The 12468-nt window shown below is 65.7% G+C and carries 10 protein-coding genes; 4 read left to right on the top strand and 6 right to left on the bottom strand.

Features of this window, described 5'->3' with window-relative positions; genetic code table 11:
* Positions 1-175 precede the first annotated feature (175 nt).
* Positions 176-1120 (top strand): LysR family transcriptional regulator, encoded by a 945-nt coding sequence (locus tag BFE01S_RS27780; protein WP_028228311.1) that lies wholly within the window; start codon positions 176-178, stop codon positions 1118-1120.
* 125 nt (positions 1121-1245) lie between these two features.
* On the opposite strand, the gene BFE01S_RS27775 is transcribed toward BFE01S_RS27780, so the two are convergent.
* From BFE01S_RS27775 to BFE01S_RS27755, 5 genes are all read right to left on the bottom strand, one after another.
* On the bottom strand, positions 1246-2244 hold the full coding sequence (locus BFE01S_RS27775; RefSeq protein WP_028228310.1) for an NAD(P)(+) transhydrogenase (Re/Si-specific) subunit beta: 999 nt from the start codon (positions 2242-2244) through the stop codon (positions 1246-1248).
* 47 nt (positions 2245-2291) lie between these two features.
* Positions 2292-3104: a fumarylacetoacetate hydrolase family protein gene (locus BFE01S_RS27770; protein WP_028228309.1), complete on the bottom strand. Its 813-nt coding sequence runs from the start codon at positions 3102-3104 to the stop codon at positions 2292-2294.
* An 18-nt stretch (positions 3105-3122) separates the two neighbouring features.
* A complete protein-coding gene (gene frc / locus BFE01S_RS27765; protein ID WP_028228308.1) occupies positions 3123-4370 on the bottom strand; it encodes a formyl-CoA transferase in 1248 nt (415 codons plus the stop codon).
* 262 nt (positions 4371-4632) lie between these two features.
* Complete coding sequence (locus tag BFE01S_RS27760) at positions 4633-5364, bottom strand: GntR family transcriptional regulator (protein ID WP_028228307.1); 732 nt, start codon at positions 5362-5364, stop codon at positions 4633-4635.
* A complete protein-coding gene (locus tag BFE01S_RS27755; RefSeq protein WP_028228306.1) occupies positions 5342-5560 on the bottom strand; it encodes a hypothetical protein in 219 nt (72 codons plus the stop codon). Before BFE01S_RS27755 ends, BFE01S_RS27760 begins: the two co-directional genes overlap by 23 nt.
* A gap of 560 nt (positions 5561-6120) precedes the next feature.
* Between BFE01S_RS27755 and BFE01S_RS27750 the strand changes: the two genes are divergently transcribed.
* On the top strand, positions 6121-6588 hold the full coding sequence (locus BFE01S_RS27750; protein ID WP_084170198.1) for a DUF2917 domain-containing protein: 468 nt from the start codon (positions 6121-6123) through the stop codon (positions 6586-6588).
* Between the two features lie 133 nt (positions 6589-6721).
* Here BFE01S_RS27750 and BFE01S_RS27745 read toward each other — a convergent pair whose 3' ends face one another.
* Positions 6722-7885 (bottom strand): porin, encoded by a 1164-nt coding sequence (locus BFE01S_RS27745; RefSeq protein WP_028228304.1) that lies wholly within the window; start codon positions 7883-7885, stop codon positions 6722-6724.
* Between the two features lie 556 nt (positions 7886-8441).
* Here BFE01S_RS27745 and mprF point away from each other — a divergent pair.
* A complete protein-coding gene (gene mprF, locus BFE01S_RS27740; RefSeq protein ID WP_028228303.1) occupies positions 8442-11063 on the top strand; it encodes a bifunctional lysylphosphatidylglycerol flippase/synthetase MprF in 2622 nt (873 codons plus the stop codon).
* Positions 11060-12448 carry a virulence factor family protein gene (locus BFE01S_RS27735; RefSeq protein ID WP_028228302.1) on the top strand — a complete coding sequence of 463 codons (1389 nt, stop codon included), beginning with the start codon at positions 11060-11062 and terminating at the stop codon, positions 12446-12448. The genes mprF and BFE01S_RS27735 overlap by 4 nt, the downstream gene beginning before the upstream one ends.
* Positions 12449-12468: the final 20 nt, after the last annotated feature.

Genomic DNA, 12468 nt, shown 5'->3' with positions numbered 1-12468 from the left:
GCTGGACGCCGCGTTTTTGCCATGACGTCCCTCTCTTTTCCTGCTGCCACACGTTTACCCGAACGCTTCGCCTCATGCATTCGGATTCCTTTCAAGCTTATGCTAGGGTGATTGCTGGATTACTCACAATTAAAGTTTGTTATTATGTTGATTCACGTTCCTTTATGGATCGGCCATGACAATGCGAAATGCCACGCTGCGCCAGCTCAAGGTCTTCGAGACCGTGGCGCGCCACCTCAGTTTTTCGCGTGCCGCCGAAGAACTGCATCTCACGCAGCCGGCCGTTTCCACGCAGGTCCGCCAGCTCGAAGACCACGCAGGACTCCCGCTCTTCGAGCAGCTCGGCAAGAAGATCTACCTCACGCCGGCCGGCACGGAGATGCTTCACTACAGCCGCGCGATCATGCAGCAGTTCCACGAAGTGGACGAGGCCATGAGCCAGTTGAAGGGCGTCTCGGGCGGCAAGCTCAACGTGGCTGTCATCAGTGCCGGCGACTACTTCTTTCCGCGCCTGCTCGCCGAATTCACGCGGCGCTACAAGGGCGTCTCGCTCAATCTCTCGGTGTACAACCGCGAGCAACTGCTCCATCAACTGGCGACCAACCAGACCGATCTCGCGGTGATGGTGCGCCCGCCGCATACCACCGACGCGATCAACGAACCTTTTGCGCCGCACCCCTACGTGATCGTGGCCGCGCCCACGCACCCGCTCGCGCACAAGCGCGGCATCAAGCTCAGCACGATCGCCAACGAGGCCTTCATCGTGCGCGAGCGCGGCTCGGACACGTGGAACTCAATGGAAGAGGGCTTCGCCGGCAAGATCACGAACCTCAAGATCGCCATGGAGATCAAGAGCACCGAGACCATCAAGCAGGCCGTGATTGCCGGCATGGGTATCGCGTTTCTCTCCGCGCACACCATCAGCCTTGAATTGCAGGTCGGGCACCTGATCGTGCTCGACGTGGAAACCTTTCCGGTCATGCTCAACTGGTACGTCGTGCACCGGAAGAACAAGCGGCTGCCGCCCGTTGCGCTCGCCTTCAAGCGCTTCCTCATGGAGGAAGGCGCGCAGCTCATCGAAACCATTACGCGCGTATCCGAAGCCAGCTTTCATAAGTAAGGTTTTATAGGTGAGTGCAGTTCCTTCAGGTGCAGTTAATCCTTCGCGGTCGATCTGACGCGAATCGTCGAGTTACCCCCTGATCTCGCTGTTAGCGGCGTGTCGTTCCGTCCGGAACGCCCTGCTTAATGCGGCCCCCGGCGCTTTCCGCGTGCGTGACCGAGGCTGCGCCGGCGTAGCGGTCGGTCCGGTCCTGCGCGACGCCGCGCCCTTGACGGCTCACCGTCATAGCCTGGCGTGCGACCGTAGAGACACCCTGGTTCGAACGAGCCGCCGCTGCACGCTTCGACAAGCAGTTCATCGGGAATGCCAGCCAGGCTGGTCAGCAACGGCGCGCCCATGGCGAGCGCCTGGCCGGAGCCCGCAACCGCCTGCGGCGGCGTCATGGTGAACCGGGCGGCCGTTGCAAGCCGATACGGCCGCCGCCCGCCGGTCATGAGACGTACGCCCAGCGCGCTACTCAGCACGGCGGCAGCGACGAGCGCCGAAAAGCCGAATTGCCGGCTCGCCCCTGCCGTGACGAAGCCATAACCGAGCACTGCGCAAAGCAGCAGCGCCACACCATGAACTGCGTGACCGCCCTGAGGAAAAGGCGCGCGCGACCTAGCCTGCGCGCCGCCGCCTGCAAACGAGGCCACGGCGGCGCCCAGCAGCGCGGCGCCCACGGCCACTGCGCAGAAGAGCGCAACGCGTAGCCCAGGTTGCGCGCCCCATCGCTCCAGCCCCGCAAGAAAGCCCGCAAAGCCGCCGCTCATTGCCGCCAATCCGGCAAGCCCCGCAGCCAGTGCAATCGCCGGCGCACACGAACGCAGATCCCATCGGTTGCCAAGCCGCAGCCCCGCTATCGCCCCCAGCCCGGCAGCGGCCATCGCCGCCGCCGTACGCGAGAGAACGGCCGCCAGCAAGGCCGGCGGGACCATCAACAGCAGTGCCAGGCAAATCGCGAACGCTACCCTGTACCGGAGCTTGTTGCGATCTCGCCGCGCACAACCTCGCCTCGCTGCCGCGCGCCCAGGCGAGAGCCCCCCTGCCGGCACCGCCAACTGTGCAAGCGCACACGTCAGCCACGCAAACAGCAGGCTGCCGCCCAGCCACAGGACTTCGCCAACCAGTTGCTCCGGCATCGCTACTCCTTGCACAGGGGTCGCACCGCGTCGACCCTCACGCTGTTTCAGAACGCGCCTTCGGCCACCACACCCGCTTGCGCGCCGGCTCGTGCGCCGGCAAGCGTGTTGACCAGCACGCCTATGCCTTCGATCGCGACTTCGACCGTTGCGCCCGCACCGATCGAACCCACGCCGAGCGAGGTGCCGCACGCAATCACGTCGCCGGGCTCCAGCGTGAGATCCTGCGAAATGAGGCTCACCTGCTCGCGCGGCGAAAACACCATGTCGTCGAGGGGATAGTTCTGGCGTTCGACACCGTCGAGCCGCGTCACCACGCGGGCGCGCCGCCAGTCGAAGCCGGATACAACGGCCGGTCCGATACAGCAGAACGTATCGAAACCTTTGGCGCGGCACCATTGCGGGAAGTGCGGATTTTCCGTAATCAGGCCCGCGGCCGTCACGTCGTTGACGATCGTGTAGCCGAAGATCGCAGCTTCCGCTTCTTCCTCGCTCGCGTTGCGGCAACGCTTGCCGATCACGATGCCCAGCTCCCCCTCGAACACGATTTTTCCCGCATAGTGGGCAGGCCGAAGTATCGGCACATCCGATCCGATCACCGACTCCGCCGGTTTGATCAGAAAGAGCGGATGCGAGGGCACCGGCTTCTCGAGCTTCGCGGCCAGCGCGTGAAAGTTGTTCCAGAGGGCGATCACCTTGCCCGGTGCGCACGGCGCCAGCGGCGTGAGCGTGCGCAGCGAAAGGACCGCGCCGGTCGGCACCGGTTGATCGAGTCCCTCGTATTCGTGCAGATAACCGTTCTCGACGCGACCGAACACGATACTGCCGTCGTTGGCCATCAAGCGCATCCAGGTATCCATGCTTCGCTCCCTCGTTGTTCAGATCGCGCCGGCTGCGCGCAGCATCTGGATGTCGTCGCCCGTGTAGCCGAATTCGGCGAGCACCTCGTCCGTGTGCTCGCCGAGCAGCGGCGAGCGCGTGACTTCGGTGGGACTGTCCGAGAGCTTGATCGGGTTGCCGACCGTGAGGTACTTGCCCCGCACCGGATGCTCGACCTCCACGATCGTGCCGCTCGCGCGCAGCGACTCGTCCGTGGCGATCTCTCTCATCGAGAGAATCGGGCCGCACGGAATGTCGTAGCGATTGAGCACGGCCATGGCGTCGAACTTGGTGCGGTTCATGGTCCAGTGCTCGATCTCGGCGAAAATGTCCTTCAGGTGCGGCAGGCGCGCGTTCGGCGTGGCGTAGCGCGGATCGTCGATCCACTCTTCGCGGCCGATCAGCTTGCAGATGCGGTCCCACACCGGCGCCTGCGCGATGAAGTAGATATAGGCGTTCGGGTCGGTCTCCCAGCCTTTGCACTTGAGGATCCAGCCCGGCTGGCCGCCGCCCGAGGCATTGCCCGCACGCGGCACGGCGTCCCCAAACGTCTCGTTCGGATACTGCGGGTACTCCTTCATCACGCCGGTGCGCTCGAGCCGCTGCTGGTCGCGCAGCTTCACGCGGCACAGGTTGAGCACGCCGTCCTGCATCGCCGCGAGCACCTTCTGGCCGCGGCCCGTGTGCACGCGCTGGAACAGCGCAGTGACGATGCCGAGCGCGAGATGCAGGCCCGTGCCGCTGTCGCCAATCTGCGCGCCCGTCACCACGGGCGGCCCATCGTCGAAACCGGTGGTCGAGGCCGCGCCGCCCACGCACTGCGCCACGTTCTCATACACTTTGCAGTCCTCATAAGGTCCGGGACCGAAGCCCTTCACCGAGGCGACGATCATGCGCGGATTCAACGCCTGGATGCGCTCCCAGCTAAAACCCATGCGATCGAGCGCGCCGGGCGCGAAGTTCTCCACCAGCACGTCGCAGTCGCGGATCAGCCGCTCGAGCACGCGCTTGCCCTGCGGATTCTTCGTGTCGATGGTGACCGAGCGCTTGTTGCCGTTGAGCATCGTGAAGTAGAGGCTGTCCGCGTCCGGAATGTCCCGCAACTGCTCGCGCGTGACATCCCCGGCGCCAACGCGCTCCACTTTGATGACGTCGGCGCCGAACCATGCCAGCAATTGCGTGCAGGTCGGACCCGACTGTACGTGCGTGAAATCGAGGATGCGCACGCCGTCCAATGCCTTGCCCATGTCGTCTCTCCTTATTGATCGTGGCCGGGCGAGTTTTCGAAAATCGGTGGGGGTTGAGCTCGCGTGCCTGCGTCGGATCGGTGATCGGAGCGGCAGCGGCGTTTTCAATACAGTATGTGATATATCAATCAACAGCAAGAGGCAGCGACACAGGAAAACCCCGATGCCGACGCCGGCACCGGGGCGGCGTGCGCGGGACGCACCAAACAAAACGGGAGACCCGAAGGTCTCCCGCGAAGGTTTTCAGCGCAAATCGTTCAGGTCAGTCGAGAAAATCGCAATGCTTCTCGACATACGCGGCCAGATCGAGCGAATGCTGGCGCGCGAGCTTTTCGGCCAGTTCGGTATCGCGCTTTTCGAGCGCCTCGATGATGCGCAGGTGATCGACGATCGAGCGGGACGCCCGATCGCTCTGCGAAATCGTCATGCGCCGGATCGCGCGCACGTGCACGAAGATGTTCTTGATGGTGTCGAGGATCACCTGCGACTTCGAAAGCTCAACGATCGCCTGGTGAAAGGCGATATTGGCGTCCGAATACTCGGCAATGTGCTCCGCGGGCGTGCTGTCGCGGAAATTGTCGAACATGTGGCGCAGGTTCGCGATTTCCTCGTCGCTCGCGTGGAGGGTCGCCAGACGCGCGGCCATGCTCTCCAGCGCGGCCCACATCTGGATCATTTCCACGATCTCGCGCTTGCTCTTGCGCACGATATAGATGCCGCGCCGCGGCACCATGCGCAGGAAGCCCTCCTGCTCGAGCAGCGTCATCGCCTCGCGCACCGGCGTGCGGCTCACGCCCAGCGTTTCGCTGAGCACGCGCTCGTCGAGGCGGATTTCCTCGCGCGACTGATAGATATCGGCGTCCGCGATCGCCTGGCGCAGCATCGCATAGGCCTGATCCCGCAGGCTCAGGGTCGCGCTGATCGGTTGCAGCGCGAGCTTGAGCGACGCTGCGGAAGAAGGCGCTACGGCTTCAGTTTGAAGTTCTGACGACATTCATTGCCTCTTTGCGCACCCGCGGGCGAGGAACCGCCTGAGCCGCAACCGCTTCCTCGCCAAGGCCGGCAAAGCGGCCGTGCTCCGAGGCTTGTTCGATTGCCGACTTCGGCAGCCACCGGGCGATCAGCACGGTAGCGGCGGCACCCAGCCCCACGACAGCCACGCCGAAGAGCGCGAGAGAAACGAAATCCATTTGAAGCTCCACATGATTGAGTCATTGCATGACTGAATCATATGCTGCAACGCGACACAAATCAATATTCTGTATGTAATATATCAGATACCGTCGTGCGCCCGCAACATTCGCTTCGCTGGACGTCCGCCTTCGCGGGCCCGTCTGGCTGGGTTGGCGGGATGGATCCGCGCCGTGATTCCGCCCGCAGTGACTTCACGAGTTCATTCCGGAAACAACCCATCCTGGAGGAAATCGCCCATCGCGGCAAGGGGCACGATGGCGGCCACGCCCGAAGACCGCGGAAATCCGCCCGTCGCACCTTTTCGGCCGAGGCGGGTTGACAACGGCCGGCCCTTCCCCGCACACTCGATTCATGCGCACTTTCTCGTCCCTCCTCCCGACCACGACGAATCACCCGTGGACGAACCGAACGGTTCAGCCAAGGGGAGTGTGCGCGTATTAGCAGTTCGAGCAGTCTGTCCACGCAGATCACAAGCCCCGCCGGCATCGACGGGGCTTTCGTTTTTCCGGGTATCACTGTCCCGTCGCCGTCCGGCCAGAAACCGACGGAGAACACGATGGATGACGCTTCACAGCAGGCCGCTTCCCGATACTCCCGCTCCCTTGCGCGCCTCGGCGCGCAGCGCTCGCGCGGCGGCGCCCAGCCCACCCGGCACCCGCACGTGAACGGCACGACACCGGGCAACCGCGATCACGAACTGCACGACGCGCCCTTGCCCGCCCAGTCGCTTCATTTCGCGGTGCCGCAGGGGCAGACGTTCACGTGGCGGCTCGCCGCCGATAGTCTCCTGCGCGTCTACGGCGCGCAGATCTGGGTGACCCGCGCGCGTTCGCCGTACGACCATTGGCTCAATCCCGGCGACACGCTGCGCCTCACGCGTGGCGAGCGCATCTGGCTCAGCACGGAAACCGACACGCCGGCGCGCGTCACGCTGACGAGCGAATGGCGGCCGCGCTCGGCGCTGCTGCGCCGCGCCTTCCTGCGGCTCGCGGCATGGCCCTTCCTGCTTGCGCGCGGGCGCTGACGGCAGCGTAGCCCCAAGCCGCCTCGAACCGCCATAGCGCCTCACGCGCCAGCCGTCGCTCATGAAAAAGAAGCCGGGCACACCGCCTGTACGGTGTGCCCGGCTTCGCTGCGGGCCAACGCGATATAGAAGGTCAGAACTTGTGGCGCAGCCCCAGATTCACCATGGTCTGCGTATTCGTGCCCGAATAGCCGTACGAACCGATCGACGCCTCCGCCGGCATCGAGCCGCCCGAGCCGTCGCCGGTCTCGCCGCTCGCGTGCTGCCAGGCCGCCGTCATATAGATGTCGGTGCGCTTGGAGAGGTTGTAGTCGGCGCCGATCGACACCTGATGGTAGCTCGCCGAGGTATCGCCGTTCGCATGCGTGTAGCTGTAGCCGAGGCCCAGGAGCAGTGCCGGGCTCAACTGGTAGTTCACGAAGCCCTGGCCGGTGTTGTACCTCTCGGTGTCGCGGAACACGGAACTGCTGTCGGGCGCGTACTGCGAGTTGCTGTAGCCGAGGCCCAGCGTGAACTGGCCGATTGCGTACTGCGCCGCGGCGCGCGCGATCGAGAGCGAGTGCGCGCTTGCGTAGCCGGTGTTGATCGGGCCGTCGAAGGTACCGTCCGAGGTGCTGGTCCAGCCGTCGGTGCGCAGCCCGACCGTGGCCTGGCTGTTCGCCGCGTAGAAGTAGCCGCCGGCGAGCGAGAGCGGCCCGTTGTTGTACGCCACCGCGCCGGCCCAGGCCTGCTCGGCACTGGTCGCGCCCGGCACGCCGCCGAATGCGTACATCACCTCGGCCTGCAGTCCGCTGAAGACCGGCGTCGTGTACTTGATCGCGCTGTTCACGCGGAAGCTGTTGTCGTAGTTATCGACGTCGCCGGCCGTGGCGAAGGCCGAGCCGAAGTAATTGTCTTCGGTGATGCCCTGCACCTGGTCGATCAGCGGATCGTACTGGCGACCCAGCGTGAGCGAGCCATACTGCTCGGCGGTCAGCCCGACGAACGCCTGGCGGCCGAAGATCCGGCCGCCCTGGCCGAGCCCGCCGGTGGACGGGTTGAAGCCGTTCTCCAACTGGAAGATCGCTTTCAGCCCGCCGCCGAGATCCTCGGCGCCCTTCAGGCCCCAGCGCGACCCCGAAAGATTGCCGTTGCTGCTGTTGCCGAGCGACCACTGGTTCTGGTTGCCCTGGGCGTGATTGATATAGGTGAGGGAAGTGTCGATGGTGCCGTACAGCGTCACGCTGCTCTGGGCATGAGCCATGCCCGCAGCCCCGAGCGCCGCCAGCGAGAGAGAAGTCAAGGCGATTCTGTTCACGTCGTTCTCCTGGCCCGGTGAAACACGACTACGACGTCACTACGCTCTATGAGACTAACTCTCCCGGGAAGCGAAGTAAAAAGATTAAAAAGGATGTCTCAAATTGTTAACACGGGCGCTCGCCATTAACGGCAAGCTTCGCAAAAAATTGCATCCGCATCGGCAACAATGCGTCTGCGCACCGGGCTGAAAGCCTTGTGGAATCGACCTTCCAGCCATCCTTTCCCATTGGGAAGCGAATGCAAACATCGCATCCGACCCAATTAAAAATACGGAAAGCCAAAGTGAATGCGAAGGGCGTAAGACTTACCGGTATCGCCCGGCTCATTGGCAAACCGGCCGCCTCCCGCGTCACTTTTTTTACCCGCCGGGTCAACCACATCGCGTTCCGAAGCGTTTGCTGAGTTTTACCAGTCCTTTACCAAAATCTTACGTTTGGCGTAGCGTTCCCCCGTCATCGCGCGGCCGCTGCGGGACCCATACAAAAACAATCATGCCGCCACCGGGGAAGCCACACAGGCACAACGGCGGCATTTGAGAATCGCCGGACCGATCCATGCCTCATTCGCCACCCTCGCGCGCAATGCGGGCCGCCGCGGCGCTACGGCGCCGCGTCGATGCCTTGCGCCCGCAGCGCTTTGTCGCGCCCGCCTTCGTGCTCGGCATCTGCGCGCTGCTGCTCGTCGTGCTCCAGCACCTCTCGCAGTCGGTCGATTACCGCTCGGTGATCCACCAGCTTCGCCATATGGCCCCGGCCGAGTGGTCCGGCGCGCTCGCGGCCACCGTGATCAGCTTCGTCGCGCTGGTGGGGCGCGATGCCGTCGGCCTGCGCTACCTCGGCATGCGCGTCTCGCGCGGCGCGCTCTGGGTCGGCGCCATCGCCGGCTCGGCACTCGGCAACGTCACCGGCTTCGGCGCGCTCACGGGCGGCGCCGTGCGTTGCCGCATCTACGGCGGCGCAGGCGTGACGCCCGCCCAGGTGGGCCGCATGACCGTGTTCACGAGCGTTTCGCTCGCGCTCGCCCTCGCGCTGATGACGGCGCTCGGCATGGTGTGCGACGCCGGCACGCTCGCGGGCCTGCTGCCGCTCTCGCCGGTTGCACTGCGCGGCATCGGCGGCTCGCTTCTCGCGTGCGGCGCCGTTCTCGTGGCGGTCTGCCCCGCGAGCACCCGCGAAATCGCGCCCTTCGGCCGCGCCTGGCTGCGCTTTGCCGTGCCCGCACGACGCGACCTCGTCGCGCAGTTGCTGCTTGCGGCACTCGATGTCGTGGGCGCCGGGCTCGCGCTCTGGTCGGTGCTGCCGCATGCGCAGCTCGCGTTCGCCGACTTCCTCACCGTCTATTGCGCCGCCATGCTGCTCGGCCTGATCGGCCACACGCCGGGCGGCATCGGCGTGTTCGAAGCCGCCATGGTGTACGCGCTGGGCCCGAGCGTCCCCACTTCGCACGTGCTCGCCGCCCTGGTCGCCTATCGCGCGATCTACTTCGGCGCGCCGCTCGCCCTCTCCGCCGCGCTGCTCGCCGCGTTCGAGGGCCGCACGCTCGCCGGGCCGCTCGGTGCGACCTTCGGCACGCAGCTCGCACGACGCGGCGCGAGCGGCGTCTCCCAGCTCGCCCCGCTCTTCCTCGCGATCGTCACCTTCGTGACCGGCGGCATGCTCGTGATCTCGGGCGCGACGCCCGCGTTCGGCCATCGCATCGCGCTCTTGCAAACCTTCCTGCCGCTCTGGGTGCTCGAAAGCTCGCAACTGCTCGGCAGCCTGTTCGGTGTGCTGCTGCTGTTCGTGGCGCGCGGCCTGCTCCGGCGTCTCGATGCCGCGTGGTGGCTCGCACTCCTGATCGCCTGTGCCAACCTCGCGCTCTCGCTGGCCAAGGGCCTCGCCTTCGTGGAAGCGGGTGTGCTGTGCGTGCTGATCGCCCTGCTCCTCGCCACGCGCGGCCGCTTCAACCGCCATTCCTCGCTGTTCGCCGAGCGCTTCACGCCGGGCTGGCTCGCCTCGGTGGGCTGCGTAATCGCGCTCGCCGTGTGGGTGCTGTTCTTCGCCTTCCGCGATGTACAGTACTCCCAACATTTGTGGTGGCAATTCGCCTTCGACGAACGCGCGCCGCGCGCGCTGCGCGCTACGCTCGGCGCCGTGGTGTTCGCGTCCGCGCTCGCGTCGTGGCAACTGATGCGCCCGGCAGCGGGCCGCTTCGTGAAGCCCGCGGATATCGACCTCGCCGAAGCCGCACGCATCGTACGCGCCCAGGAACGCAGCGACGCGGGCCTGGCACTGATGGGCGACAAGAGCTTCCTGTTCTCGCACTCGCGCAACGCGTTCCTCATGTACGCCAAGCGCGGCCGCACGTGGGCCGCGCTGCACGATCCGGTGGGACCGCGCGAGGAATGGCCCGCGCTGATCCGCGCCTTCGTCGCGCTCGCGCACCGCCACGGCGGACGCGCCGCGTTCTACCAGGTGCGCGCCGACGCGCTGCCGCTCTATCTCGACGCCGGCCTCACGCTGATGAAGCTCGGCGAAGAAGCGCGCGTGATGCTGCAGGAGTTCGATCTCAAGGGCGCGCAGCGTGCGCATCTGCGCTACGCGCTCAAGCGCGGCGAACGCGACGGCTTCGCGGTCGAGCAGATCGACCGCGCGCAGATGGCGGACCACCTTCCGGTGCTGCGCGAGATCTCGGACGCGTGGCTCGACAGCCGCGACGCACGCGAAAAAAGCTTCTCGGTGGCCGCATTCGACGACGACTACCTCGCCGCCCAGTCGGTGCTGCTCGTGCGCCAGCACGGCGAGCCCCTCGCGTTCGTCACTTTCATGACCACGGACCTCAACACCGAGGCGACCGTGGGCGTGATGCGCCATCTGCCAGGCGCGTCGCCCTACGCGATGGAGTACCTGTTCACGCAGCTCGCGCTGCACCTCAAGGGCGCGGGCTATCAGGCGCTCTCGCTCGGCATGGCGCCGCTTTCGGGCATGGGCCCGACGCCGCTCGCCTCGCCGTGGCACCGCCTCGCCGGCTTGATCTGGCGTTTCGGCGGCAAGTTCTACAACTTCCGGGGGCTACGCGGCTTCAAGAACAAATTCGCGCCGCGCTGGGAACCGCGTTATCTGGCCGCTTCGGGCTCGATCAGCGTGTTCATCACCCTCGCCGATCTTTCCCTGCTGGCTGGAGGCCGGCGCTCATGAAGAATCGCTTGTTCACGCTGCCGCGCCTCGCCGCGGCGAGCACCGCTTTGTCTCTTGCGCTCGGCTGCGCGACCGCGCAGGCCACGCTCAATCCCGTGCCGGCGAACGTCGCGCATGTATCGGGCGGCCGCTACGGCGATGTGGCCGTAACGCAACCCGTCGGCCCGATGCGCGGCTTCGCCGTGCTGTTCTCGGCGGCCGACCACTGGACCTATAACGACCAGGCGCGCGCCGACGCACTCGCACAACACGGCGCGATGGTGGTAGGCGTGGACACGTCGCGCTACGCGCAGAACCTGGCGGCCATCACGAAGGAAAGCTGCCACCGGCTCTATAGCGACGCCGAAGCGATCGGCCATCAACTGGAGCGGCAACAGGAGTCGAGCCAGTATTTCGCACCGATCGCAATTGGCAGTGGCCAGGGCGCATTGATCGCGGAGCGCATGCTCGAACAGGCGCCCGCGAACACGCTGGCCGGTGCCGTCTCGCTCGACCCCGCGCAAGAGCTCGATGCACGCTTCGCGCCCTGCCCCGCCGATCCGAAACTGAGCCGGGGCAAGGGCCTGCCGGGCTTTTTCGAACGTGGCGCGACGAAAAGCGCCAAGGGCGCAGCGGATGCGAAGACAGCCGCCGACGGCACCTCCGGCACGCAGGAACCGCGCGCATTCGCGCAGAGCCTCGCGGACAGCGACAAGCTCGTGGCACTCGCCGCACCGCATCTGCGCGCGGTGTCCGAAAGCGACGAAGACGTCTCCGATCTGCCGCTCGTGGAATTGCCCGCCGCGCATCCGACCGACATGCTCGCGGTCGTGATCTCCGGCGACGGCGGCTGGCGCGACCTCGACAAAACCATCGCCGAGGCGCTGCAGCGGGACGGCATCGCCGTGGTCGGCTGGGACTCGCTGCGCTACTTCTGGAGCGAGAAATCGCCCGCGCAAACGAGCCGCGACCTCGCGCGCGTGATCAAGACCTACGGCGCGCGCTGGCACGCGAAGCATATTGCGCTGGTGGGCTATTCGTTCGGCGCCGATGTCATGCCGTTCGCGTACAACCGTCTGCCCGACGCGCTGCGCGAGAAGGTCTCCTATATGTCGCTGCTGGGCTTCGCGCCGAGCGCCGATTTCCAGATCCGCGTGACGGGATGGCTCGGCATGCCCGCCAGCGACAAGGCGCTGCCCGTGCAGCCCGAACTCGCCAGGGTGCCCCCGGCGATCGTGCAATGCGTGTATGGCGAGGATGAAAAGGACACGCTGTGCCCGGCGCTGACCCACACCGGCATCGATATCGTGAAGACGAACGGCAGCCACCATTTCGACGGCAACTACGGCGCGCTCGCGGCGAAGATCATCGAAGGGTGGAGAAAGGAGATCGCGGCGCGAGGATAAAAAAACGCCGGCGTGAGCCG

The organism is Paraburkholderia ferrariae NBRC 106233, from assembly GCF_000685035.1.
In the GTDB taxonomy this organism is placed as follows: Bacteria; Pseudomonadota; Gammaproteobacteria; order Burkholderiales; family Burkholderiaceae; genus Paraburkholderia; species Paraburkholderia ferrariae.
Note: the sequence above shows the minus strand (reverse complement) of the source record. Positions and strands in the feature narration are given on the sequence as shown.